Annotated in this window: 17 protein-coding genes; 8 read left to right on the top strand and 9 right to left on the bottom strand. The window is 72.8% G+C overall.

Annotated elements, in window-relative coordinates:
* The first annotated feature begins 189 nt into the window (after positions 1 to 189).
* On the top strand, positions 190 to 1,287 hold the full coding sequence (sepH, locus tag ACGFMP_RS18450) for a septation protein SepH (protein ID WP_393673489.1): 1,098 nt from the start codon (positions 190 to 192) through the stop codon (positions 1,285 to 1,287).
* Positions 1,288 to 1,489: 202 nt separating this feature from the next.
* Here sepH and ACGFMP_RS18445 read toward each other — a convergent pair whose 3' ends face one another.
* Positions 1,490 to 2,317 carry a sulfurtransferase gene (locus tag ACGFMP_RS18445; protein ID WP_393673488.1) on the bottom strand — a complete coding sequence of 276 codons (828 nt, stop codon included), beginning with the start codon at positions 2,315 to 2,317 and terminating at the stop codon, positions 1,490 to 1,492.
* Between the two features lie 135 nt (positions 2,318 to 2,452).
* On the opposite strand from ACGFMP_RS18445, the gene ACGFMP_RS18440 reads away from it, so the two are divergent.
* The gene (locus ACGFMP_RS18440; protein WP_393673487.1) at positions 2,453 to 3,223 is read left to right on the top strand and encodes a VOC family protein; all 771 of its coding nucleotides are present in this window, start codon (positions 2,453 to 2,455) and stop codon (positions 3,221 to 3,223) included.
* 123 nt (positions 3,224 to 3,346) lie between these two features.
* Here ACGFMP_RS18440 and ACGFMP_RS18435 read toward each other — a convergent pair whose 3' ends face one another.
* Positions 3,347 to 4,531 carry an ROK family transcriptional regulator gene (locus tag ACGFMP_RS18435; protein WP_393673486.1) on the bottom strand — a complete coding sequence of 395 codons (1,185 nt, stop codon included), beginning with the start codon at positions 4,529 to 4,531 and terminating at the stop codon, positions 3,347 to 3,349.
* Positions 4,532 to 4,782: 251 nt separating this feature from the next.
* Here ACGFMP_RS18435 and ACGFMP_RS18430 point away from each other — a divergent pair, with 251 nt between their 5' ends.
* Together ACGFMP_RS18430 and ACGFMP_RS18425 are read left to right on the top strand one after the other, a co-directional pair.
* Positions 4,783 to 5,943, top strand: a complete 1,161-nt coding sequence (locus ACGFMP_RS18430) for a Gfo/Idh/MocA family protein (protein WP_393673772.1) — start codon at positions 4,783 to 4,785, stop codon at positions 5,941 to 5,943.
* Positions 5,944 to 6,021: 78 nt separating this feature from the next.
* On the top strand, positions 6,022 to 7,029 hold the full coding sequence (locus tag ACGFMP_RS18425) for a sugar phosphate isomerase/epimerase family protein (protein ID WP_393673485.1): 1,008 nt from the start codon (positions 6,022 to 6,024) through the stop codon (positions 7,027 to 7,029).
* Positions 7,030 to 7,104: 75 nt separating this feature from the next.
* Here ACGFMP_RS18425 and ACGFMP_RS18420 read toward each other — a convergent pair whose 3' ends face one another.
* The 7 genes from ACGFMP_RS18420 to ACGFMP_RS18390 form a co-directional block, all read right to left on the bottom strand.
* On the bottom strand, positions 7,105 to 10,749 hold the full coding sequence (locus ACGFMP_RS18420) for a glycoside hydrolase family 3 C-terminal domain-containing protein (protein WP_393673484.1): 3,645 nt from the start codon (positions 10,747 to 10,749) through the stop codon (positions 7,105 to 7,107).
* Between the two features lie 172 nt (positions 10,750 to 10,921).
* On the bottom strand, positions 10,922 to 13,147 hold the full coding sequence (locus ACGFMP_RS18415) for an ROK family protein (protein ID WP_393673483.1): 2,226 nt from the start codon (positions 13,145 to 13,147) through the stop codon (positions 10,922 to 10,924).
* A complete protein-coding gene (locus ACGFMP_RS18410) occupies positions 13,140 to 16,265 on the bottom strand; it encodes an alpha-mannosidase (protein WP_393673482.1) in 3,126 nt (1,041 codons plus the stop codon). Before ACGFMP_RS18410 ends, ACGFMP_RS18415 begins: the two co-directional genes overlap by 8 nt.
* A gap of 264 nt (positions 16,266 to 16,529) precedes the next feature.
* The gene (locus ACGFMP_RS18405; RefSeq protein ID WP_393673481.1) at positions 16,530 to 17,609 is read right to left on the bottom strand and encodes a Gfo/Idh/MocA family protein; all 1,080 of its coding nucleotides are present in this window, start codon (positions 17,607 to 17,609) and stop codon (positions 16,530 to 16,532) included.
* Positions 17,594 to 18,247, bottom strand: a complete 654-nt coding sequence (locus ACGFMP_RS18400) for a ThuA domain-containing protein (RefSeq protein WP_393673480.1) — start codon at positions 18,245 to 18,247, stop codon at positions 17,594 to 17,596. The genes ACGFMP_RS18405 and ACGFMP_RS18400 overlap by 16 nt, the downstream gene beginning before the upstream one ends.
* On the bottom strand, positions 18,244 to 19,530 hold the full coding sequence (locus tag ACGFMP_RS18395) for an enolase C-terminal domain-like protein (protein WP_393673478.1): 1,287 nt from the start codon (positions 19,528 to 19,530) through the stop codon (positions 18,244 to 18,246). Before ACGFMP_RS18395 ends, ACGFMP_RS18400 begins: the two co-directional genes overlap by 4 nt.
* A 120-nt stretch (positions 19,531 to 19,650) precedes the next feature.
* Positions 19,651 to 20,433, bottom strand: coding sequence for an IclR family transcriptional regulator (locus ACGFMP_RS18390; protein ID WP_393673477.1), 783 nt, complete (start codon positions 20,431 to 20,433; stop codon positions 19,651 to 19,653).
* 214 nt (positions 20,434 to 20,647) lie between these two features.
* Between ACGFMP_RS18390 and ACGFMP_RS18385 the strand changes: the two genes are divergently transcribed.
* Genes ACGFMP_RS18385 through ACGFMP_RS18370 form a run of 4 tightly spaced genes read left to right on the top strand, consistent with a single transcriptional unit; the run spans position 20,648 to position 24,721 of the window.
* The gene (locus ACGFMP_RS18385; protein ID WP_393673475.1) at positions 20,648 to 21,991 is read left to right on the top strand and encodes an ABC transporter substrate-binding protein; all 1,344 of its coding nucleotides are present in this window, start codon (positions 20,648 to 20,650) and stop codon (positions 21,989 to 21,991) included.
* Positions 21,988 to 22,995 carry a carbohydrate ABC transporter permease gene (locus tag ACGFMP_RS18380; protein WP_393673474.1) on the top strand — a complete coding sequence of 336 codons (1,008 nt, stop codon included), beginning with the start codon at positions 21,988 to 21,990 and terminating at the stop codon, positions 22,993 to 22,995. Before ACGFMP_RS18385 ends, ACGFMP_RS18380 begins: the two co-directional genes overlap by 4 nt.
* Positions 22,992 to 23,882 carry a carbohydrate ABC transporter permease gene (locus ACGFMP_RS18375; protein ID WP_393673473.1) on the top strand — a complete coding sequence of 297 codons (891 nt, stop codon included), beginning with the start codon at positions 22,992 to 22,994 and terminating at the stop codon, positions 23,880 to 23,882. The genes ACGFMP_RS18380 and ACGFMP_RS18375 overlap by 4 nt, the downstream gene beginning before the upstream one ends.
* Positions 23,882 to 24,721 (top strand): NAD-dependent epimerase/dehydratase family protein, encoded by an 840-nt coding sequence (locus ACGFMP_RS18370; protein WP_393673471.1) that lies wholly within the window; start codon positions 23,882 to 23,884, stop codon positions 24,719 to 24,721. Before ACGFMP_RS18375 ends, ACGFMP_RS18370 begins: the two co-directional genes overlap by 1 nt.
* The last annotated feature ends 24 nt before the right edge of the window (positions 24,722 to 24,745 follow it).

Below are 24,745 nucleotides of genomic sequence, written 5' to 3'. Positions count from 1 at the left end.
CCCGGTGTACGCTGATCGGTCACACTGAGTGGCCAATCGACTACCGTCCCATAACGGCGTGTCACCAGGCAGTGCCGACACGCCGGGTAACTCTGCAAGGTTGTGGCACGCTGCACCCGGGCAGGCCACACTCGTCCAACGGGAGCAGCGACGCAACTGACGTCGGCAGGCACCACCCGGGAGGTAATCGTGCCCGAACTGCGGGTCGTGGCCGTCAGCAACGACGGCACACGACTGGTGCTCAAAGCTGCCGACAGCACGGAATACACGCTCCCGATCGACGAGCGGCTGCGTGCCGCCGTCCGCAACGACCGGGCCAGGCTCGGCCAGATCGAGATCGAAGTCGAGAGCCATCTGCGGCCGCGTGACATCCAGGCGCGGATACGCTCGGGTGCCTCCGCCGAGGAAGTCGCCCAGATGGCCGGCATCCCGGTGGAGCGGGTCCGCCGCTTCGAGGGCCCCGTGCTGGCCGAGCGTGCCTTCATGGCCGAGCGGGCAAGGAAGACCCCGGTCAGGCGCCAGGGCGAGAGCACCGGACCCCAGCTGGGCGAGGCGGTGGCCGAACGGCTGCTGCTGCGCGGCGCGGAGAAGGAGACCGTGCTGTGGGACTCCTGGCGGCGCGACGACGGCACCTGGGAGGTGCTGCTCGTCTACCGGGTGGCCGGTGAACCGCACTCGGCGAGCTGGACCTACGACCCGCCGCGCCGGCTGGTGCAGGCCGTGGACGACGAGGCCAGGTCGCTGATCGGCGAGACCACCCAGGCGCAGTCGCAGGCGCAGGAGCCGAGCTTTCCCTTCGTGCCGCGGATCGCCCGGCTGCCCAGGGACCGCCCGCTGGACCGGGCCCTCGACCGGCAGTTGGACCGGCAGGACCGCGAGGTCCGCGATCCGCGGGAGGCCAGGGAGGTGCGCGAGGCGCGCGCCGAGGAGCGGGCCGCCGTCGCCGAGACCGAGGAGCGCGACTCGCTGACCAGCCTGCTGGAGGCGGTGCCGAGCTTCCGCGGCGACATGGTCGTGCCCGCACCGCCGACGGCTCCCCCGGACCCGGTACCCGCGGTGCAGGAGCCCGCGGCCGAGATCGAGCAGGAGACGGCGGCCCCGGCCGCCAGCGCCGGGTCCGCCTACGCCGACGTCCTCATGCCGCGGGCGGTCGCGGGCCACCGCGACCGGCTGGTCGGCACCACCGACCGCCAGGCGGAGGCCGACGGCGTCCGGCCCGGCCGCCGGGCGACGGTCCCGAGCTGGGACGAGATCGTCTTCGGCAGCCGGCGCAAGAAGCAGGAATAGTCCCTCCGGGGGGTGTTTGCCCTTCGCGGTGCGGTGCCCTCGGGGGGCGGTTGGGCGGCCTGCCGCCGGTGGGAGCGATCGGAACGGGCAGCCCCCGCCGGACGCGGGCGACCCGCTGCCCCGGTGGGGGCTGACCGCCCCCCAAAACGCTCATGCGCGGGCACGGGGGTGCCCCCGGGGCGGTGGCGGGGGTCCCCGGGGGTCAGGACGGGGTGGGGCCGGTGGCGATGGGGTGGGTCGGGTCGGCGACCCATTCGCTCCAGGAGCCGGGGTAGAGGGTGGCGGGGATGCCCGCCTCGGCCAGGGCGAGGATCTGGTGGGCGGCGGAGACGCCGGAGCCGCAGTAGACGCCGACCTCGGTGGAGCCCCCGGCGCCCAGGGCCGCGAAACGGGCGGCCAGCTCGGCGGCGGGCAGGAACGTGCCGTCCGGGGCGGCGTTGGCCGTGGTGGGGGCGTTGACGGCGCCGGGGATGTGGCCGGCCACGGGGTCGATGGGCTCGACCTCGCCGCGGTAGCGCTCCGCGGCGCGGGCGTCGAGCAGCAGGCCCCGGCGGGCCAGCGCGGCAGCGCCCTCCGCGTCCACCACCGGCATGCCGCCGGGCCGTGGGACGAAGTCGCCCGCGCCCGGGGGCGGTTCCTCGGTGCTCAGCGGCTGTCCCGCGGCCCGCCAGGCCGCGAGCCCGCCGTCCAGCACCCTGACCCGCCGGTGGCCGGCCCAGCGCAGCAGCCACCAGGCTCGGGCCGGCCCCCACCCGTTCCCGTCGTCGTAGGCGACCACGTCGGTGTCCTCGCCCACCCCGGCGCGCCGCATGGCCGCACCGAACTCCTCGGCGCCGGGCAGCGGGTGCCGCCCGCCCGCTCCGGGCGCGGCGGCCAGCTCCGCGTCCAGGTCGACGTAACGCGCGCCAGGGATGTGGCCCTTGGCGTACTCCCCGTGTCCGGGCGGCCCGCCCATCCGGTAGCGCACGTCCAGCAGGACCGGCCGTACGGGCGCGGCGGCCAGCTCGGCGGCGGTGATGAGAAATTCCATGCACCTATTGTGGAGGCACGGCAGTTGTACCCGGCGCGGCCCCACGCGCACCGCCACCTTCGGTGCGACGATCGGCTGTGCCAACCCCCGCGGAAGCCGGGCAGGCAGCGGGCTGCCCACGAGGAGAACGTTCGCATGACCACCGATGCACCCGATCGGCGCGCGCCCGGCACACCCTGCTGGGCCAGTCTCATGGCACACCGGGCCGACCTGGCCCGGGATTTCTACGGGACGCTGTTCGGCTGGGAGTTCACCCCGGGGCCGCCGCAGCTCGGCTCCTACATGCTCGCGCAGGCGGGCGGCCTGCGGGTCGCCGGAATCGGCGAAGGGGCGCCGGGGGCTCACCGGCCGGTGTCCTGGACCACCATGCTCGCCGCCGACGACGTCGACCATGCCGCCGAGTCGGTGAGGGAGTGCGGCGGCACCGTCGGCATCGGCCCGCTCAACGCCGGCGAGGACGGCCGGCTGGCCATCGCCGTGGACCCTTCGGGTGCGGTCTTCGGCATCTGGCAGGGCGGGACGTTCAGCGGCGCGGATGTCACCGGCGTACCGGGCAGTGTCGCGTGGAGCGAACTCGTCACGCACGAGTCGGCCCTGGTCGGCAAGTTCTACGAGGCCGTCTTCGGCTTCGGGCTGGAAACCGCGGGGGACGGCGACCGGGCCGAACTCCTGGTGGACGGACGCGCGGTGGCCGGTGTCCACGGGGTCGGCCGGCAACTGCCGCGGGATCGCGGCGCGCACTGGATGACGACCTTCGCCGTGGCCGATGTCGAGGACGCGGCCGGCCTCGCCTCCCGGCTCGGCGGCCGGGTGCTCGAACCTCCGCACCCCGGTCCGCGGGGCCTCACCGCCACGGTGGCCGATCCTGAGGGCGCCGCCTTCTCCCTCCTGGCCATCCAGTCGTGACCGCTTCCCGGTGCCGGGGCGTCCCGGCCGCCCGTTGAGGCGGTCCGCCGCCGCATCCCCGCCCGCTCCGAACGTCCGGCGCACCGGAGTGCGAACCCCCGCCGCGGGGCCGGGGCTCGCCCGCTAGGCGACGTCGGCCGAGGAGGCCGCGGACAGCAGGTGGGGTGCGCCCGCGAGGACCAGGCCTGCTGCTCCGCGGACCTCGGCGCCGTCGCCGAGGCCGCCCGTGACGATCTCGACCCCTCGTGCGGCGGACGGCAGGGTGTGCCTCCTGACACCGGCGCGGAGCGGTTCGAGGAGGTCCTCGCCGGCGCTCGCGAGGTCGCCGCCGACCACGATGAGCCGCGGGTTGAGCAGGGTGACCAGCGTGGACAGCGCGCGCCCGACGGCGTCCCCCGCGTCCCTGACGGCGCGCAGCGCACCGGTGTTGCGCTGCTTGATCAGCGCGGGCAGGTCGCGCGCGGCGATCTGCCGGCCCCAGCTCTGGGTCAGCAGCCGGGCGATGGCGACGGGGCTGGCCACCGTCTCCAGGCAGCCGCGGTTGCCGCAGCGGCAGATGAGGCCGTCGGCGATCAGCGGCAGGTGGCCTATCTCGCCGGCGAGCCCGCGTGCCCCCAGCAGCAGCTGGCCGTTGCTGACGATGCCGGCGCCGATACCGGCGGACAGCCGTACGTAGACCATGTCGCCGACCTGCCGCCCGGCGCCGTACATCAGCTCGGCGAGCGCGCCGGCGTTCGCGTCGTTGGTGACGCGGACCGGCAGTGCGGTGCGGCGCCGCAGTTCGTCGGTGAGGTGCAGGCCGACCCAGCCCGGCATGATGCCCTCGGCTCCGAGTTCGCCGCTGCCCTTCTCGACCGGTGAGGCGATGCCGGCGCCGATGCCGAGCACCCGTTCCCTGGCCACGCCGGTCTCCTGGAGGGCGCGCCCGACGAGCACGGCGACCAGGTCGAGCGTCTCGGCGGGAGCGCGGTCGACGTCCTTGGCCACCCAGTGCTCCCACAGCACGGTGCCGAACAGGTCGCAGAGGTTCACCCTGACGTGCTGGTGCCCGATGTCCGCGCCGATCGCGTAGCCGGCGGTCGGCACCAGGGACAGCGACTGGGCGGGGCGCCCGGTGCGGCGCGGTTCCGGGTCGTCGGTGTCCGGCTCCTCCTCGGTGACCAGGCCGACCGCGATGAGGTCGGTGATCAGTGACGAGACGGTGGCCCGGGACAGGCCGGTGACCCGTACCAGTTCGGGACGGCTGCTGCGCGGTGTGGCGTGCAGGGCTTCGAGGACCCGCAGCCTTCCGACCTCGCGCAGGTTCACTGGTGTGTCGATCGTTACCCCCGGGGGTGTGTGCATGTCGGCGGCGGTATCGGCTCCGCGCGCCGCGTCCCTCTTGCGCCCGGCCCGGTCAAGAGCCTTGACTTATGCCGAAGTTCAGGCAGAAACTCGCGAACTGTTCTATCCAACCGCATGAGTTTCAGTCGATGCCGGATGAATAACGATTCACGGCCCAGTGCCGCCCGAGGAGGACGCACGTGACGGAGACAGCACCGCAGGCCCTGCGCATCGGCATGGTGGGCCATGCCTTCATGGGGGCGGCGCATTCGCACGCGTGGCGCACCGCAGGACGCTTCTTCGACCTGCCGCTGCGGGTCGAGATGACCGCGGTCTGCGGCCGGTCCGCGGAACGCGTGCGGGAGGCCGCGGCGCGGTACGGCTGGCAGTCCGCGGAGACCGACTGGCGTGAGCTCGTCGCCCGCCCGGACATCGACGTGGTGGACATCTGCACGCCAGGCGACAGCCACGCCGAGATCGCGATCGCGGCGCTGGCCGCGGGCAAGCACGTGCTGTGCGAGAAGCCGCTGGCCAACTCGGTCCGCGAGGCCGAGGAGATGGCGGCGGCGGCGCAGAAGGCCGCGGCGGACGGCGTCCGCTCCATGGTGGCCTTCAACTACCGCAGGGTGCCCGCGCTGGCGCTGGCCAGGCAGCTGGTCGAGCAGGGCAGGCTGGGCACGATCCACCAGGTGCGGGCGGAGTACCTCCAGGACTGGCTGGTGGACCCGGAATTCCCGCTGGCCTGGCGGCTGCGCAAGGACCGGGCCGGCTCGGGCGCGCTCGGCGACCTGGGCGCGCACAGCATCGACGTGGCGCAGTACCTGACCGGCCAGCGGATCTCCTCGGTGGGCGCGCTGCTGGAGACGTTCGTGACCGAGCGTCCGCTGCCGGCCAGCTCCAGCGGCCTTTCCGGCACGGCGGGCAGCGAGCGCGGCGCGGTGACCGTGGACGACGCGGCGCTGTTCACCGCCCGCTTCGACGGCGGCGCGATCGGCGTGTTCGAGGCGACGCGCTTCGCCACCGGGCACAAGAACGCGATGCGGATCGAGATCAGCGGCTCCGCGGGCTCGCTGGCCTTCGACGCCGAGTCGATGAACGAACTCGCCTTCCACGACCGCTCGGAGGACTCCGCCACCGCCGGCTTCCGCCGCATCCTGGTGACCGAGCCGACCCACCCGTACCTGGACGCCTGGTGGCCGCCCGGCCACCTGATCGGCTACGAGCACACCTTCACCCACCAGGTGCGGGACTTCGTCACGGCGGTCGCGGAGGGTACGGATCCGCGCCCGTCGTTCGGCGACGGGCTGCAGGTGCAGAAGGTGCTCGAGGCCGTCGAGTCGAGCGCCGCCGCGCTCGGCGTCCACATCCCGGTGCAGTCTCCCGCTGCGAGGACCTGAGCCGCCGCACCCCCGTAGGACCCGCTCGGACGAGTACCGCCCCGTTCCCGCCCACCCGCCTGCCCCAGGAGGACGCACATGGCACGACCCGTCACCCTCTTCACCGGCCAGTTCGCCGATCTGCCCTTCACCGAGGTCTGCCGGCTGGCCTCGCAGTGGGGCTACGACGGCCTGGAGATCGCCTGCTGGGGCGATCACTTCGACGTCGAGGCGGCGCTCAGCGACGACAGCTACCTGCCGCGGCTGCGCGACACCCTCGACAAGCACGGGCTGAGCTGCTGGACGATCTCCTGCCACCTGACCGGGCAGGCGGTCTGCGACCACCCGATCGACGAGCGGCACAAGGGCATCCTGCCGTCCAGGATCTGGGGCGACGGCGAGCCCGAGGGGGTGCGCACCCGGGCGGCGGAGGAGATCAAGAACACCGCGCGGGCCGCGGCGGCCTTCGGCGTGGACACCGTGGTCGGATTCACCGGGTCGTCGATCTGGCACACGGTGGCGATGTTCCCACCGGTGCCGCCGGAGATGATCGACCGCGGCTACCAGGACTTCGCCGACCGCTGGAATCCGATCCTGGACGTCTTCGACGAGGTCGGGGTGCGTTTCGCGCACGAGGTGCACCCCAGCGAGATCGCGTACGACTACTGGACGACGGTGCGCACTCTCGAGGCGATCGGCCACCGCCCGGCCTTCGGGCTGAACTTCGACCCCAGCCACTTCGTGTGGCAGGACCTGGATCCGGTCGGCTTCCTCTACGACTTCAAGGACCGCATCTACCACGTCGACTGCAAGGAGTCGGTCAAGCAGCTGAACGGGCGCAACGGGCGGCTCGGTTCGCACCTGCCGTGGGGCGACCCGCGGCGCGGCTGGGACTTCGTCTCGACCGGGCACGGCGATGTGCCGTGGGAGCCGGTCTTCCGGATGCTCAACAGCATCGGCTACGCCGGGCCGATCTCCGTGGAGTGGGAGGACGCGGGCATGGACCGGCTGCTGGGCGCGCCCGCCGCGCTCGCGCACGTCCGGGCGCTGGCCGCGATCGAGCCGCCCGCCGCCTCCTTCGACTCGGCGTTCAGCTCCTCCTCCTGACCGCGGGCCCGACCGGCGCCGGCCGCCCTCCCCGATACGTCGGGGTGGGCGGCCGGCGCCGTCGTGCCGTGCGGGTCAGCCGCCGATCGCCACCGAGAACAGGTGCATGCCCACCTGGTGGTCGACCTGGGTCTTGCTGACGTCCGGCAGGGTGATCGCCTGCACGGTCCTGCCCGGCAGCAGGTCCACGGTCGCCGCGGAGATGTGCACGGCCTGGGTCTGCTGTCCGCCGCCGTTGTTCAGGTACGGCGTGGTGGCGGCGAAGTCGCTGCCCTGGGTGGGCGATCCGGCCCACCAGTCCGAGAGCGCCAGGGCGTAGGTCTGCACGGTGCCGTCGGTGTAGACGATGGTGCCGGTGCCCGAGGTGCTGCCGAAGGTGCTGGTGCCGACGAAGCCCAGCCTGGCGCCGCTGCCGGTGATCTCGACCGCCTGGCCGCCCGCGACGATGTTGTCCGGCTGCCCGGTGCCCGCGGTGGCGGGCCAGGGGAAGGACACCCCGTCGTGGTCGGTGCTCTGCCCGGCGTGCCAGCCCTGCGCGGCCAGCGCCTGCAGCGAGAAGCTGGCGCCCTCGGCGTCGATGCTGCCGGTGGTGGTGTGGGCGTCGTCGCTGATGCCCGAGTTGTTGTAGGCGGCGGCCACCGAGGCGTACGGCACGCTGACCGGTGCCTCGGCGCCGTGGGCGCCGGCCGGGGTGGCGACGGAGGCGTCCAGGGCGTAGTTGTCGGGGTCGGCGCCTTCGGGGACGGTGACCGACCAGCTGGTGGTGACCGACGCGCCGGCGCCGACCCGGTCGAAGGCCGCGGGTGTGGTGGCGGTCGCCGTCCAGCCGTCGGGGGCGGTGAGCGAGACGGTGATGCCGTCCACGGCCGACGCGCTGCCGTTGGTGTAGGTGGTGGTCGCGGTCAGGGTGCTGCCCGCCTTGGCGATCGGCAGCGCCTTGAGGGTCAGCGAGTTGCGGACCACGATCGGCGCTGAGCCGGTGACCCCGCCGACGGTCGCCGAGAGGGTGGCGACGCCGTCGGCGACGGCGTGGACGGTGCCGTCCTTGTCGACGGTGGCCACCGCCGGGTCGCTGCTGCGGTAGGTGACCTTGGTCTTGGCCAGGTCCACGAAGGACTGGTCGTTGTCGACCGCCACGACGACCCCGTCCGCGGTGAGGGAGGTGTCGCGCTGCTCCCTGGTGTGGTCGGTGTCGTCCTTGATCCACCGGTTCTTGCCGGTGAGCCCGAAGGTGTCGCCCGCGTCGAGGACGACGTCCTCCGGCTGGACCGTGACGGTCTGCACCTTCGGTGTGAGGGTGCCGCTGATCGCCACCTTGGCGCTGCCCGCCGGGTGGGCGGAGTCCGGGCCGACCTGGAAGCGGTAGCTGCCGCTCGGCACCGCCTGGCGGGACGCGGAGGCGTCCCAGGAGGACAGGTCGGCGGCCTTGACGGTCATGGTGAGGTGCTGGGTCCTCCCCGGCTTGAGGACCTTGGTCTTGGCGAATCCGGCCAGCCGCTCCTTGGGCATCTCCGCCCCGGGCACGGTGAAGGGCGTGGCCGCGTAGAGCTGGGCGACGGCGGCGCCCGCGGTCTTGCCGGTGTTGGTGACGTCGACCCCGATCTTCACGGTGCCGTCCGCGGTGATCTGCTGCTTGTTCGCGGAGACGTTCGTGTACGAGAAGTCCGTGTAGCTCAGCCCGTAGCCGAAGGGGTAGGTCGGGGTGCCGGTGAAGTACTGGTAGGTGCGGCCGAGTCCGCCGGTCTCACCGGGGGTCAGGCCGTAGTTCTGCTTGTCGGGCAGCTGCGAGTCGTCCTTGTACCACGTGAAGTTGAGATGGCCCGAGGGGTTCTTGGCGCCGAAGAGCACATCGGCGAGAGCGGTGCCCTGGGCCTGGCCGTTGTAGCCGCTGAAGACGATCGAGGACACCTTGGCCTGCTCGTCGTCGATCTTCACCGGGCCGTCGGACTGGATGACCAGCGCCAGCCGGTCGTTGCCGAGGGCGGCGGTCTGGTCGATGAGCGAGTCGTAGTTGCCGGGCATCGCGAGGTTGTCGCGGTCGTTGCCCTCGTCGCCGTTGGCCTTGGTGGTGCCGACGAAGAGCACCACGAGGTCGGCGGCCTTGATGTCGGCCTTGGTGCTGTCGCTCAGCGTCGCCGCCCCGGTGGCGGTGGACGAGGTGCCTGCCGCGTCGTAGACGACGGAGGCGGTCGGATCGGCCGCGTGCACCTCGTCGAGCACGCCTTCGAGCGGGCTGGTGGTGTGCGTGGGCTCGCCGGAGTAGAGGCCGAGCGAGGTGGTGCCCGCGAGATCGCCGAGCACCACGATCTTCCTGGCCTTGGCCGGGTCGACCGGCAGCAGCGGGGCCTTGGCCGTGGCCGGCTTGGCGTTCTTGAGCAGCACCAGGGAGTTGTCTGCGACCTCGGCCGCCAGCGCCTGGTGTGCCGGGCTCTCGACCTGGTCCTTGGTGATCGCGGTGTACGGCACGGATCCCGCCGGGTCGAACTCGCCGGTGGCCATCCGTACGGTGAAGACCTTCACCAGCGCGGTGTCGATGACGCCCTCGCTCAGGGCGCCGGCCGCGATGGCGTCGGTGATGTTCGCGGTGGTGGCCTCGTCACCGGTGCAGTTCAGGTCGGTGCCGGCCCGCAGCGCGTACGCCTGGCCGCCGGCCTGCCCCGACATGGTCTTGCCTGTCGCGGTCTCGGTCCAGGTCGGGTTGTCCTTGTGGTCGGTGGTCCAGCCGGGCGGGGCCCAGTCGTGGCCGCCGGGGAAGAGCCGCCAGTTGGTGCCCACCGCGCCGCAGTCCGAGGTGATGTAGCCGTCGAAGCCGTAGGTGCGCTGGGCGAGTTCGTTGGTGGTGTAGGTGTCCGACACCGAGGGGGTGCCGTTGATCGCGTTGTACGACGTCATCAGGCCCGACACGTGGGCCTGCTCGATCAGGTCGCGGAACTGCGCGGTGTAGTAGTCGCGCAGGTCGGTGTCGTCGACGTCGGAGCTGATGCCGGTGCGGTTGTCCTCGACGTTGTTCAGGGCGTAGTGCTTGGCGGTGGCCGCGACCTTGAGGTAGCCGGTCTGCGAGCTGCCGTCCTGGTTGTTGCCCTGGTAGCCGTCGATGAACTGGCCGGCCATCTGCCCGACGAAGTACGGGTCCTCGCCGAAGGCCTCGTCGGTACGCCCCCAGCGCGGGTCGCGGTCGAGGTTGACGGTGGGCGCCCAGTAGGTGAGCGAGCCGTAGTCGTCGGCGGACGGGCCGAGGTTGTTCTGGCCCTTGTCGAAGAGCGACTTGTCGAGGAAGCCGCGCACCTCGTCGGAGATCGCGGTGCTCTCCCGGTACAGCAGGTCCCGGTCCCAGGACATCGACGAGGCGAAGTTGGTGGGGAAGCTGGTGGCGTGGACACCGCCCTGGACGCCGCCGTTGTGCTGGTCGGCGCCGAGCTGGTTGATGCCGTGCTGGCCCTCGCTCCAGTAGGTGTACTGCTGGACACCGAGCCGCGGGATGGCCGGGCCGCTGTTCGTACTGAGCTGCTGGACCTTCTCCTGAAGGGTCATCCGGGACACCAGGTCCGCGGCGCGCTCCTGGAAGGAGTGGTGGGTGTCCAGGTAGATCGGGGTGGCCGCGGCCGTGGCGCGGGGGGTGTCGGCCGCGGCCGTGCCCCCGTAGCCCGCGGTCATCGCCGCCGCGCACGCCATGGCGCTCGCCGCGGCCAGTCCCGCGCGCCGGCGCTTTCGCTGGTCCATCCTGCCTCCGTCGTCATCGAGCAGGGACCCGGACGATCGGCGGACTTCTGTGCAAGTCCGAAGAAAGTTCCGGGGATTGCGGTAACAACTGGGCAGTGTGTGGCCACCTTTGACGCAGGGTCAAGAGTGACGCCCGGACTCACAGGACGATTCGGCTCGACACCTGCACAAGTCAGGGGCGGTCCCTGCCGCGCAGCCGTGGGGTGAAGGTGGCGTGGAAGATGGTCGAGGCGGCGCCGACTGCCGCCGCCTCCGCGCTGAGCACCGCGGGCTCCACCTCCACCTGGCGCAACCGGCGCGCCTGCGGGAAGTCGTTCACCACCCGGCCGATCTCCTCCAGGTAGAAGGGTGCGGCGTCGTCGGTGAAGAACGGGCCGCCGAGCACGATCAGGTCGATGTCCAGCAGGTCGACCAGACCCAGCGCGCCGCGCCCGATCGCGCCCGCGACCTCGCGCAGCGCCCCCGCCGCCGCCGGGTCGCCGGCTGCCGCGGCCCGGCCCACCGCCCGGTAGGCGGCCGTGCTGCCGCCTGCGGCGCCCGCCGCCGTGAGGCCTCGGCGGGCGGCGAAGTCCGGCACCGAGACCGGCGGATTGCACTCGGGCAGCACCTCGGGCCTGCCGTCCTCGCCGACCCGGCCCAGCGCGATGGCGCAGAGCTGGCCGAACTCCCCCGCGTTGGCGCTCACCCCGCGGTAGAGGTCGCCGTTGAGGTAGAGCCCGGAGCCCACCCCTGTGCCCAGGTAGAGGTAGGCGAAGTCGCGGGCCCTGCGGTCACGCCCGATCCACCGCTCCCCCGCCGCCGCGGCCAGCGAGTCCTTCTCGATGATCACCGGGCACGGGAAGTGGTCCTGGAGCAGGTACAGCAGCGGCAGGTCGTTCCACGCCGACATCAGCGGCGGGTCGAGCACCGTGCCCGAGGCGATGTCCACCGGGCCGGGCACCGCGACGCCGATGCCGAGGAAGCCGTCCTCTCGCACCGCTCCGCGCGCCTTCTCCAGCGCCTCCTGTCCCAGCGCGACGACCTGGGCGACGAACTCGCCCGGGTCGATGTCGGCGCTGACCGGCCGGGTGCAGGTGCACACGATCGCGCCGTCCAGGTCGATGACCACCGCGGTCAGCACCTCGGGGTCGATGTGCAGACCCAGCGCGTGGGCCGCGGTGCCGCACAGCCGGACCGGGGTGCGGGGCTTGCCCGAGGTCGCCCGGCGCTGCGCGTCCTCGACCAGGATGCCCCGGTCGAGCAGCGAGCGGGCGATCCTGGAGACCGACTGCTGGGTCAGGCCGGTGCGGTGGGCGATCTCACCGCGGGTGATCGTGCCGGACAGCCGCACCGACTCGATGACCACGCACTCGTTGAAGGAGCCCAGGTCGATCTGGTTGACGCCGCTCGACGACGGCGGATGCGCGGCCGCGCCCGCGGTGCCCCCCTCCGGCACCGCGCCGCGCGGCGTCCGCAGATGGCCGGCGACGCTCTCCCGCAGCCAGCCGACCGGCCCTTCGGCCTGCTGGAGGGCGGCGATCAGGTCCAGGTAGACCCGGCGGGACGACTCGGGGTGGCTGGTGCTGTCCAGCGCCACCATCGCCCGCAGGAAGCCGCGCCAGGACGACCTGGCCGGCAGCAGGTGGACGCTGGGGCCGCCGTCCCAGGCGGCCGCGGGCGGGCGGGCGTCGCCGTCGTCCCACAAGGTGACCGCGTGCAGCGCGATGTCCGGGTGGTGCTCGGCGGCCGCGGCCAGGAAGCCGGTCAGGCCGTCGGGCGCCGGGTGGTCCCGCGCGGCCGCGGAGCCCGGGGGGCGCAGGGCGTCGAGCGCGCGGCCCAGCCCGGCGAGCACGTCCTCGCCGATCACGGTGGCGGCCGGCGCCGCCGCGGCGGCGGCGCTCTGCCGGGTGCCGGCCAGCAGCACCGCGCGGCCGGCGTCCGCGTAGAGGCCGAGTACCCACACGTCGGGGCCCGGCAGCGGCGGCACGGTCGGCACGACGGGTCCTGGACCGGCCTCGGCGGTGAGCCGCCAGCGGCGGCGGATCGCGGCGACGGTGGCGTGGGACAGGCCAAGTTCGCGGGCGATCGCCCGTCCCGCACCGCTGCCGCCGGGGGCGAGCAGGGCGCGGGTGACGACCTCCGCCTCGTCCACGGTGGCGGGCCTGCCGGTGCGCGGCCGCTGTTCGAGCCCTGGCAGGCCCGCGCTCTGCCAGCGGTGCCGCCAGGTGCCCACGGTCTGCCGGGAGATGCCGAGCCGCCGGGCGATCTCGGCGTCCCGCACGCCTTCCTCGGCGAGCAGCACGACCCGGGCGCGCACGGCCATCGGCCCGTCGCCTGTGGCCCAGCCGAGCAGCTTCTCGCGGCCGCCGGCCCCGGCCGTGCCGGGCTCCGTGCCCGGCGCGGGCTGGAGGTCAGCCACGGCTCGCCCCGTCCCGCACGGCGGCCGGGGCCAGGCGCAGGGTGAGGATCTGGAAGGGGCGCAGGGTCAGCCCTACGCGGCCGGCGTCGTGCGGGTGGGCGGTCAGCGGGGACTCCAGCAGGTCGGTCTCGTGGACGGCGGTGACGGGGAAGCCGGCGGCCAGGGTGAGCCGGGCGCGGCCGCCGCGGGATTCGTAGAGCCTGACGACCACGTCGCCGCTGCGGTCGTCGGCGAGTTTGACGGTCTCGACCAGCACGCCCGGGTGGTCGACGGCGACCAGCGGGGGCGGCGCCGGTGTGCCGGGGCCCGGGCGCAGCGGGAGGCTGAGCGCGTACCCCTCGGCGACGGCGTCGCCGATGTCGGCTCCCGGCCGCAGGGTGTGCCGGAAGCGCTGGGCGCCCCGGTCGGCGTACGGGTCGGGGCTGTGCGGGGCGCGCAGCAGGGTGCTGCGGACCACGGTGGTGGTGCCACCGTCGGCGCGGGTGTGCCGGGTGACGTCGTAGCCGTAGGTCGCGTCGCAGGCCAGGGCGACGCCGAAGCCGTGCTCGCCGACGTGGATCCAGCGGTGGGCGGCGGCCTCCTGGCGGGCGGCGTCCCCCGCGGTGTTCTCGTGGGTGGGCCGGGCGACATGCCCGAACTGGACCTCGGCGCTGCTGTTCTCGGCGTGCACGTCCAGCGGCCAGGCGGCTTTGAGCACGGTGTCCTGCTCGCGCCAGTCGACCTCGGTGTCGACGGCCAGCACCCGGCTGCCTGCGCCGAGGCTCAGTTCCTGCACGACGGTGGAGCGGCCGGTGCCGCGGGAGACCCTGACCACGGCGAGCAGCGGTCCTGCCGCGGTGACCTCGACGCGGTCCGCGGTGTCCAGGTCGCGGCAGGTGCTGCGGTAGTCGGGGTCGAAGTGCAGGGCGCTCCAGCCGGCGGGCTCGTCGCGGTGCAGCTGGAGCAGATTGCCCGCCTCGCCGGGGGCCACCGCGTCGCGCCCGGTGGCCAGTTCGACGGCGGAGCGCACCAGGCCCCGCGGGTCGATGTGCACCCGCAGCAGGCCGTTGTCCAGCAGGTGGCCGCCGTCCCGTGCGGGTGTGACGGTGACCGGCGCGGTGCCGTCGAGCGGCAGTCCCGCGGGCCCTCCGCCGTGCGCGGGTGCCTGAGCGAGGACCGCTGTCCGGCCGTCCGGCAGCGGCTGGCAGTGGGCGGGCGGCGACCCGGCGCCCGCCTCGGGCGCGTCGAGCACGACGACCTCGCGGCGCGCGTGCGGGGCGGAGTTGAGCACGCTCGCGCCCTCCGGGTCGCCCGCGGCCCGCCGGATGAGCCGGTCGAGGCGGCGCTGCACGTCGCGGTGGGTCAGCTCCGCCTCTCCGTGCACCCAGGCGATCGAGGTGCCGGGCAGGATGTCGTGGCACTGCTGGAGCAGCACCCGCTTCCACAGCCGCTCCAACTCCTCGTAGGGGTAGGGGATTGCGTGGCGCACCGCAGCGGTCGCCGACCACAGCTCCGCCTCGTGCAGCAGCGCCTCGCTGCGCCGGTTGCCGCGCTTGGTGCGGGCCTGGCTGGTGTAGGAGCCGCCGTGCGGTGCGAGGTCGATCTCGCCGCGCCACACCGGGGCGGCGGCGTATTCGGCCTCGGCGTCGCGGAAGAAGTGCGCGGGCGGGCGCAGCGCGACGCGCGGGGCGCCTTCGAGGTCGGCGAGCCGGCGGGCGCGTTCCATCATGTCCCGGTCGGGGCCGCCGTCGCTGCGGCCGAACGGCAGCAGCGAGCGGGTGGCGGCGCCCATCTCGGCGAAGTCCGCGACCGCGCCCGTGACATCGCCGCCGGTCAGGGCACTGCCCTCGGGGCCGCCCGGCGCGAGGTGGGTGAACAGCCGGGTGCCGTCGATGCCTTCCCAGCGGAAGGTGTGGTGGGCCGGTCCCGATCCGGGGTCGGGGCGCCTGCTGAGGACCCACTTGGCGCCGGACAGCGCGGCCAGTTGCGGGAAGGCGGCCGAGGCGCCTGAGGCGTCGGGCAGCCACACACCGTCGCTCTCCACACCGAGTTCGTCGCGGAAGAAGCGCCGCCCGTAGACGAACTGCCGCACCAGCGACTCGCCGCCGGGCATCTCGGCGTCGGCCTCGACCCACATGCCGCCGACCGGTGCCCAGTTGCCGTGGGCCACGGCCTTGCGGATCCGCTCGAAGACGTGCGGCTGGTGCTCTTTGGTCCAGGCGTAGTGCTGGGCGGCCGACGCCGCGACGATCAGTTCCGGGTACTCGTCGGCGAGCGCGGCCATGGTGCTGAAGGTGCGGGCGCATTTGCGCACGGTCTCGCGGACCGGCCACAGCCAGGCGGAGTCGATGTGCGCGTGGCCGACGGCGTCGATGCGGTGTGCGGACTCGTGGGCGCGGCGGGCCAGCAGCGGGGCGAGCACGGTGCGCGCGCGGGCGGCGGTCCTGCCGACGGCGCGCGGGTCGACGGCGGCGACGGCCCGCTCCAGCGCGACGCGTATCTCGTGCCTGCGGGGGGTGTCGGCGGGCAGCGCCCGCATCAGGCCGCCGAGCGTCTCGAAGTCGTGGATGAGCTGCCAGACGGTCTCGTCGCGTACCGCGAGGTCGGCGCGGCGCAGCCGGTAGAGCGGGGTGTCGCCCGCGGTGGCGGGGTCGCCGTAGCGGGTCCCGGCGCCGGTGCCGCCCTCGATGCGGGGGTTGGCCGCAGCCTCGACCAGCAGCCTGACGGTCTCGCCGCCGGCCGCGGAGCGGTGCAGCAGGACTGCGCCGAGGTGCGGGTGCAGACCCTGGAGCGGGATGCCGTGCTCGTCGTGGACCAGTCCTTCCGCCGCGCCGCCGAGGCCGCCGGCGCCGTCGTCTGAGCCGAGGTCGATCAGTGCCTCGACCCGGCGCCCCGCCCACCGCTCCGGTACGGTCGCGCGGACGTCGAACCAGCTGGTCGCCCAGGGGCGGCCCCATGGGTCGCCCACGCTGAAGGGCAGGTAGTCGGCACGCAGGGCCACCTCGGCGGGCACCGGTTCGCCCGCGATGTGCCAGGCGCCGACGTCCATGGGCAGTCGCTGCGGGTACAGCGCGGGGCGCAGCCGTTCGGCGAGGAAGGCGGCGGTCCGCTCTTCCCCGGACGTGATCCGGTCATGCATGGGCAGCCCTTCCTGTCCAGCCAGTGACCGCTATGTAAAACCATGTGTGTTATCAAGTCAACGCTTGTGCCGAATTCGACTTTCCTGCTGGTCGTGACCTGCGAGAACACCTTTGTCAGGTGAATTTCCCGCCGCAATGGGCATTCTTCGTCCATTAATTGAACTGACGTCAGCGACGAAAAAGGCGGCGGAAAGGGCCGACCCCGTGACCGGCCCTTTCCGCCGCCTGCGCCCGCCCGGTTCAGCCGGCCCGGGCGGCCGCGGTCACCCGGTGAGCGGCACCGGCGCGGGCCGCTCGCACCTGCTCGCCACCGGCAGCGACCTGCCGCCGTGTGCGGCGTCGAGCAGTGTGAGCATCACGTCGAGAACGTGCTCGGCCAGTTCTGCCGAGGCGTGGTGCGGGCGCTCCTGTGCCACCGCGGCGGCCAGGTCGGCGAGCCCGGTGCCGCGCCCCGCGCCCTGGTGGCCGGCCGAGACCGGCAGCGGCTGCCACGACCCGGCCGTGAACAGCTCCACCAGGCCCTCGAAGCCGTTCGGGTCGGGTACACCGAGCGAGCCCGCGGTCCCGTGCACCTCGATCCGCGGCAGGTGGGCGGCATGGATGTCGAAGCTCATGACCAGCGTGGACAGCGCGCCGCCCGCGTGTTCGAGCACGCCCGTCACATGGGTGTCCACCTCGACGGCGAAGCGCTGCCCCGCCCGCGGCCCGCTGCCGATCTCCCGCTCGGCCCGCGGAGTCGAGGCGGCGCCGGTGACCCTGACGACCGGTCCGAGCAGGTGCACCAGCGCGGACAGGTAGTAGGGACCCATGTCGAGCAGCGGCCCGCCGCCCGGGCGGTAGTAGAACTCCGGGTCGGGGTGCCAGGCCTCGTGCCCCGCGGTCGTCATGAAGGCGGTGGCCGCGACCGGCGTGCCGATCAGCCCGTCGTCGACCGCCTTGCGCGCGGTCTGGGTCCCGGTGCCCAGCACCGTGTCGGGGGCGCTGCCGACGCGTACGCCCGCGGCGCGCGCGGCGGCCAGGACCGCGGTGGCCTCCGCGCGGGTGGCGGCCAGCGGCTTCTCACCGTAGACGTGCTTGCCCGCGCCTATCGCGGCCAGCGCGACCTGGGCGTGGACCGCGGGCACGGTCAGGTTGAGCACCGCGTCCACGTCGTCCCTCGCGACCAGCGCCTCGACGCTGCCCGACACCTCGGCGCCCGCCCTGCCCGCGGCCTCCTTGGCGCGGGCGGGGTCCAGGTCGGTGACCACGGTCAGCCGCAGCCCCTCGGAGCGCGCGATCGTGTCCAGGTACTGGCCGCTGATCTTGCCCGCGCCCACCATGCCGATCCTCAGCGGCTCGCCCACATCAGGCCCCTCTCGGTGATGGCCCGCACCTCGGGCACGTCGAAGTCGTCGGCCTTGTGGCCGATGGCGGAGACGAAGACCCGCCCCGCGCCGCAGGTCCTGGTCCACACCTGGGGCATCACCACGTCCCGCGCCCGGTCGCCGCCGGCCGGGAAGACCGTGGAGGCCAGCACCTCGCCCGCCGGATCGGTGGCGACCCAGTAGTGCTCGGTGTGCACGGCGAAGTCCGCCAGGCCCTCGGTGATCGGGTGGCTCCCCGGGGCGATGTTCACGGTGTAGTCCACGAAGCCCGGCGGGTGCATCAGGAACTGCCCGCCGGTCAGCCGCAGGTAGTCCACGTCCCCGCGGAAGGAGTCGATGATCCCGCCGTGCCAGCCGGCGAAGCCGGTGCCGGCGCGGACGGCGTCTGCCAGCCCCCGGCTCTGCTCCGCGGTGATCGAGCCCATCGTCCAGCACTGCACGATCAGGTCGGTCGCGGCCAGCAGTCCGGCGTCGGCGTAGACGTCGAGGGTGTCGGAGATCTCGACGGTGAAGCCCTGGTCCTTGAGGAAGGGCAGGAACAGGTCGGTGATCTCCACCGGCGAATGCCCCTCCCAGCCGCCGCGGACGACGAGGGCCTTCCGAATCGGATCGGTCACGGGCGTTGCACGCTCCCATCGGTGTTGCGCAGCAGGGCCCAGCGGTCGTGGGCCAGCGGTTCCGGCACCGGATACTTCCCCGCCGCGGCCTCGTCGAAGTCGACGCCGTGGCCCGGAGTGGTGTTGGGGTGCAGACCGCCGTCCCTGGCGGTGACCGTACCGGGGAAGACCTCGTGCACCGGCGGCTTGAAGGCGGCCGCCTCCTGCACCCCGAAGGCGTGGCTCGAGACGTCCATCGCCAGGGTCGCGGCCTGCGCGACCGGGCTGACGTCGGCCGGCCCGTGCGGCGCCAGGCGTACGCCGCGCAGCTCGCACAGTGCCGCGATCTTTCGCGCCGGGGTCAGCCCGCCGAGGGTGGGCACCCTGATCCGGGCGAAGTCGATGTCGGGCCCCGCCAGCAGGGCGGTGAACTGGGCCGGGTCGTGGAAGAGTTCGCCGACCGCCAGCGGTACGGGCGAGGCGTCGTGCAGCCGCTTGAAGTGGCCGGCGTCCTCGGGGGCGAGCAGGTCCTCGACGAAGTACAGAGCGGCGTCCTCGATCCGCCGCAGGAAGTCCCTCGCCTGCCGCGGGTCGAGGCGCTCGTGCACGTCGTGCAGCAGCTCGACGCCGTCGCCGACGATCTCCCGGACCCGGGTGAGCACCGCGGGCACGTGCTTCAGGTAGCCGGCGCTGTCCCAGGGCGCGCGCCGGGTGCGTACCGCCTCCGGGTCCGCGGTGCCGCCGCCGGCCGCGCCGTAGGTGTCGGCGCCGGGGACCGCGGCCTGGATCCTGACGTGCCGGTAGCCGCGTTCGACGGCGGCCAGCACCTTGTCGGCGATCTCGGCGGCGTCGCGCCCGTCGACATGGGTGTAGGCCTCGGCGAAGGTGCGGACCCGGCCGCCGAACAGCGAGTGCAGCGGCACCCCGAGGCGCTTGGCCTTGAGGTCCCACAGGGCGACGTCGACGCCGCCGAGGGCGTTGCCGGTGATCGAACCGCCGCGCCAGTAGGCGCTGTTGAGCAGCAGCCGGTGGATGTCCTCGATGTCGTCGGGATCCCTGCCGACCAGCAGCGGGGCGACGTAGTCGTCGAGGACGGAACGGACGGCGAGCGTACGCTGGGGGTCGCTCGCGCAGCCGAGGCCGTAGAGTCCCGGGTCACTGGTCTCGACCCGGACGATGAGGTGGGGACAGCCGTGCGGGGCTGTCAGGAAGGTGCGGACGGCCGTGATGCGGAGGGTGGCACCACGCTCCTCGACCCAGGGTGCGGGCGCGAGCGGCGCGAGGCCGGCATCAGGCAATGCCATGGGTGACTCCCACGTACAGATAGCGGAATGACGTACCGTCTCCCGAACGTATGGAGGCCGGTCCGAGTTTGTCAACGCATATGACAAACCGGGACCGGCCGGGGGAACGGGGCGTCGGGCTCAGTGCTGCCCGAGGCGTTTGAGCAGGGTGCTCAGGCTGTGCGCGGCCTCGGTCACGGCCTGCGCGACCTCCTCGACCCTGGCGTCGCCCATCCGGCTCTTGGGGGCGGAGCAGCTGATCGCGTCCATGCCCTGGCCGCCGCCGAGCGCCACCGCGACACAGCGGATGTCGACCGAGTTCTCGCCGTCGTCCACCGCCCAGCCGCGCAGCCGGGTCTCGGCGAGCTGGGCGAGGAAGGCGTCGGGGTCCGTCACGGTGCTCGGGGTCAGCCGCTCGAGCGGCCAGTCGAGCCGCCGCTGCACATCGGCGTGGTCGAACTGCGAGAGCACCGCCTTGCCCAGTCCCGTGGCGTGCGCCGGCAGCCTGCGGCCGACCGCGGAATACATCCGAAGGGCATGGCGGGACTCGCGTTTTGCCAGGTAGACGACGTGTGTGCCGTCCAGCCTGCCCAGGTGCACGGCCTCGCCCGTCTCCTCCGCGAGCGCGTCGAGCACGGGTCCCGCGAGGCTGGTGACGTCGTCGCCCTCCAGGTAGGCCGTTCCGGTCAGCAGCGCCTTAAGGCCGATGCCGTACCGCGTGCCCGAGGGGTCCAGATCGACCCATCTGCGGGCCTCCATGGTCCGCAGGATCGCGTGCAGGCTGCTCTTGGGCACGGCCATGGCCGCGGCCATCTCCGCGAGCGAGAGCCGGGCTCCCTGCACGCCGAGCAGTTCGAGCACCTCCAGCACGCGAGCCGCGGACTTGACCTCTTCGGGCTTCCGCCCGCGCGCCGCTTCTGCCACCGATTCCACTGATCCTCCGCTCCCCGCGCCGACGCCTCACGGCCGCGCTGTGCCCATCTCACCGCAGCGCGCGTCTTGACGCTATACCAAACGCGACCCTAAGTTCAGTCACTCCAACGTCATTCGGTCTTCTGAACGGCCGAAGCCTAGGTAGGGGCCCATGCGCACACCATTCGCACGTTTTACCCCGAAAACCAGACTTGCCGCGACGGCGGTGGCGACGGTCCTGTCGCTGAGCCCGCTGGCCGCCTGCGGCGGCGGTGGCTCCTCGAACTCGGGGGACGCCAAGTCGCTGACCATGTGGACCTTCAAGCAGTCGCATGTCGCGGGCCTCAAGAACGCCGCCGCCGAGTTCAAGAAGCAGACCGGCATCACGGTCACGGTGCAGGCCTACGGCCCCGACGACGCCTACACCACCAAGGTGCAGGCGGCGGCCAAGACCCACGACCTGCCCGACGTGCTCGAAGTCCACTCCGACGGCGAGGACTTCGCACTCGGCGCCACCGGGATCGCGCGCGACATCGCCAAGGACGTCGGCAGCGACTGGAGCGGCCTGTACCAGAAGGCCGTCCAGGCCTCGGGCACGGTGACACCCGCGCACTACAAGGAGTCCATCCCGGCCGACTCCAAGTCGCACGGCGTCAAGGAGGGCCAGCGCTTCAGCGTGCCGCTGACCTCGGGCACCTTCGGCATCGTGATGGGCAACAAGAAGATGCTGGCCGCGGCCGGCATCACCAAGCCCCCGGCCAGCTACGAGGAATTCCTCGCCGACCTCAAGGCCACCACGGACAAGGACCCGAAGAACGGCGGTGTCAGCCTCGGCCTGAAGGTCAAGGCCACCGGTCTGACCTGGGCACTCCAGCCGCTGGCCTTCGGCCAGTTGGGCAAGGAGAAGTACCAGGCGCTCTGGGGCCAGGACGCCTCCGCCGACTTCGCCTCGCCCGACGGCCGCAAGGTGCTCGGGCTGTACTCGCAGATGCAGCCGTACTGGATGCCCGGCACCCAGTCCCTGGACATCGACGCGGCCGACCAGGCCTTCGCCCAGGGCAAGTCCGCATGGGACATCGGCGGCACCTTCACGCTGGCCTTCCTCCAGCAGAACGCCATGAACCCCGAGGACGTCATGGCCTTCGGCTTCCCCGGCCCGGCGGGCGGCGCGGTGCCCAAGCCGGCCCTGGCCCCGCTGGCGCTCACCGGCCTGAGTGTCTCGGCGACCAGCAGCCACCCCGAGAACGCCGAGAAGTGGATGAAGTTCCTGGCGCAGCCCGACGTGGCCTCGAAGTTCGCCAAGGACGCCACCGAGGTGCCCTCCACCGAACTGGGAGCGGACGCCGCCACGGTGATGGGCGCGACGCTGGCCGACATGACCAAGGCCTTCACCGGCACCCCGGAGAACACCTACGACCCGAGCGTCAACGACTTCCGGCCCGCGAGCTACGACCAGGACTCCATGGCGGAGATCCTTGCCGACCTGACGCCGCTCAAGCAGAAGGACGCGGACGCCACCGGCAAGGCCATGGCCAAGCTGGACAACTCCTTCTGGGCGACGTCCAAGTGACCACGGCACCCCGTCCCGCACTGACGGAGACGGCCGCCCCCGGCCGGGGACCGCGTCCCCGGCCGGCCGGCGCGGCCGACCCCGGAAGCGGCCGGCGCGTCCTGCGCCGCCGCGGCTACGAGGCAGTCTCCGGCTATCTCTTCGTCGCCCCCGCCGTGATCCTCTTCGCGGTCATGGGCCTGTACACGGTCGGCTACGGCTTCCTGCTGAGCTTCGCCCGGTGGAACGGCTTCGCGCCGCACTGGGACTGGGTCGGCCTGCAGAACTACAAGGACCTGCTCTGGCAGAACCCGGCCTACGCCCCCCGGCTGCACCACGCGGCGATCCACACGCTGTACGTGATGATCGCCGTCCCGCTGCTGACCGTCCTGGTGTCCTTCCCGCTGGCGGTGCTGCTCAACTCGGCCAAGCGGATGCAGGGCGTGCTGCGCTCGGTCTACTTCGTGCCGTACGTGACCAGCGGCATCGCGGTCTTCTTCGCCTGGCAGTACATCCTCCAGCCGGACGGCGCGATCAACACCGTGCTCGGCAGCCTCGGCATGGGTTCGCTGTCCCAGCCGCAGGGCTGGCTCGGCAACCCGGCCACCGCGCTGCCCACCATGATCGTGGTGACCGTGTGGGGTGCGGTGCCGGTGGCGATGCTGCTGTACCTGACCGGGCTCCAGGGCATCGACCGCAGCGTGCTGGAAGCCTCCCAGCTGGACGGCGCCGGCTGGTGGCGCACCAACGTCTCCGTGGTGTGGCCGCTGGTACGCCCGATCACCTCGATCGTGGTGCTGCTCAACCTGCGCGACTCGCTGCAGGGCTTCCAGACCTTCCTGGTGATGACCAACGGCGGCCCCGGCGACCACACCAACGTGCTGGGCCTCGAGGCCTACCGGCTGGCCTTCCTCAAGGATCTCGCGCCGACCCTCGGGCTCGCCAGCGCGCTCGGCTGGATCCTCTTCGCCGCCGCGCTGGTCATCGCGCTGATCAACCTGCGAGTCATGCGGAGCAAAACATGACAACGATTCCCCTCGCCTCGCGGCCCCCGCACACGCCGGGGCCCACCGGCTCAGGAGCAGTGCGGGCCCGCAGGATCAGCGCCCGGGTGCTGGTCGGCGCGCTGCTCGCGCTCTACGGCGTGATCAGCATCTACCCCTTCTTGTGGATGGTCTCCGCGGCCTTCAAGAACCAGGTCGAGGTGGTGCGCGGCGGCCATCTGATCCCGCACCACCCCACCCTCGGCACGCTGGCCGACACCTGGAACCAGCTGCACTTCTTCCGCTACTTCATGAACAGCCTCGAAGTCTCCGCGCTGACCGTGGTGCTGACGCTGGTGGTCTACGCGGCCGCCGGCTACGCCTTCGCGGTGCTGGACTTCCCCGGCCGCGGGGCGCTGCAGAAGCTCTTCGTGGCGCTGCTCTTCGTCCCCGGTGTCACGGTGATGCTGCCCATCGTGCTGCTGGAGGACAAGATGGGCATCCTGGGCACCCACATGGGCCTGGTGCTGCCCTTCGTCAACGGCGGGGCGCCGCTGTCGGTACTGCTGATGACCGGCGCCTTCACCGCGGTGCCGAAAGAGCTGCGGGAGTCGGCGCGGGTCGACGGCGCCAACGAATTCCACATCTTCACCCGCATCTACCTGCCGCTGACCCGGCCGGCGCTGATCACGGTGGCGCTGATCACCGCGATCCCCACCTGGAACGAGTACCTGCTCACCAGGGTGTCGCTGAACAACGAGACCACCTACACCCTGCCGCTCGGCCTGCAGAGCCTCGCGGCGGAGAACGTGCCGCACTACAACAACCTGATGGCCGGCGCGCTGATCGTGGTGGTCCCGGTGATCCTGCTGTTCCTGAGCCTGCAGCGCTACTTCGTCAACGGCCTGGTCGGGGCGGTGAAGGGCTGATGCGGATCCTGGTGACGGGGGCCGCGGGCCACATCGGCTCCCATGTCACCGAGGAACTCCTGGCGGCCGGGCACCGGTTGGTGCTGACCGACCTGGTGCCCACCGACGAACCCCGGGCCGAGCGGGTGCACATCGGCGACCTCCAGGACCGCGACCTGGTGGGCAAGGCGATGGAAGGCGTCGAGGCGGTGGTGCACCTGGGGGCGATCCCGCACCCCAACGTGGACGACCGCAGCGCGATGTTCGCCGCCAACTGCCACACCGCGCACCGGGTCTTCGACGAGGCGGGCGCGGCGGGGGTGCGCCGGGTGGTGGCCGCCTCCAGCATGGCGGCGGCCGGCCTCGCCTGGTCCCCCGTACCGGTCTCGCCCGCGTACGTACCGCTGGACGAGGCGCATCCCAGCCTGGTCCGTGACCCCTACGGGCTGTCCAAGGTGGTGCTCGAAGAGGTCGCCGCGACGGCGCACCGGCGCTGGGGGCTCGACGCGGTCTGCATGCGCTTCCCCTTCACCGGCACCGGTGAGCGCCTCGACCACTTCCTCGCCGCGTGCGCGGCCGACCCCGCCGGGCAACGTCACGACCTGTGGGGCTGGCTGCACACCCTCGACGCGGCGCGGGCGATCCGCCTCGCGGTCGAGGGCGACATACACGGCTGCCACGTCGTCAACGTCACCGCGGCCGACACCACGTCCGCCGTGCCGTCCGCCGAGCTGATGGCCGCCCACCATCCCGGCGTGCCCGTACCCGCATCGGTGGCCGGGCACGGCAGCCTGTTCGACACGACCGCATGTACCGATCTGCTGGGGTTCGTCCCCCGGCGCACCTGGCGCACCGCCTAGGACCGGCGCACGACCCGGCAGACC

It is taken from the genome of Streptomyces sp. NPDC049040 (assembly GCF_043197715.1).
In the GTDB taxonomy this organism is placed as follows: domain Bacteria; phylum Actinomycetota; class Actinomycetes; order Streptomycetales; family Streptomycetaceae; genus Actinacidiphila.
This window is presented reverse-complemented; position numbering and strand designations above follow the sequence as displayed.

Excerpts from the sequence above, each read along its gene's own strand:
- ACGFMP_RS18420 (WP_393673484.1), bottom strand. The coding sequence starts at position 10,749 with ATGGACCAGCGAAAGCGCCGGCGCGCGGGACTGGCCGCGGCGAGCGCC.
- ACGFMP_RS18425 (WP_393673485.1), top strand. The coding sequence starts at position 6,022 with ATGGCACGACCCGTCACCCTCTTCACCGGCCAGTTCGCCGATCTGCCC.
- ACGFMP_RS18440 (WP_393673487.1), top strand. The coding sequence starts at position 2,453 with ATGACCACCGATGCACCCGATCGGCGCGCGCCCGGCACACCCTGCTGG.
- ACGFMP_RS18410 (WP_393673482.1), bottom strand. The coding sequence starts at position 16,265 with ATGCATGACCGGATCACGTCCGGGGAAGAGCGGACCGCCGCCTTCCTC.
- ACGFMP_RS18430 (WP_393673772.1), top strand. The coding sequence starts at position 4,783 with ATGGTGGGCCATGCCTTCATGGGGGCGGCGCATTCGCACGCGTGGCGC.
- ACGFMP_RS18370 (WP_393673471.1), top strand. The coding sequence starts at position 23,882 with ATGCGGATCCTGGTGACGGGGGCCGCGGGCCACATCGGCTCCCATGTC.
- ACGFMP_RS18375 (WP_393673473.1), top strand. The coding sequence starts at position 22,992 with ATGACAACGATTCCCCTCGCCTCGCGGCCCCCGCACACGCCGGGGCCC.
- ACGFMP_RS18395 (WP_393673478.1), bottom strand. The coding sequence starts at position 19,530 with ATGGCATTGCCTGATGCCGGCCTCGCGCCGCTCGCGCCCGCACCCTGG.
- ACGFMP_RS18445 (WP_393673488.1), bottom strand. The coding sequence starts at position 2,317 with ATGGAATTTCTCATCACCGCCGCCGAGCTGGCCGCCGCGCCCGTACGG.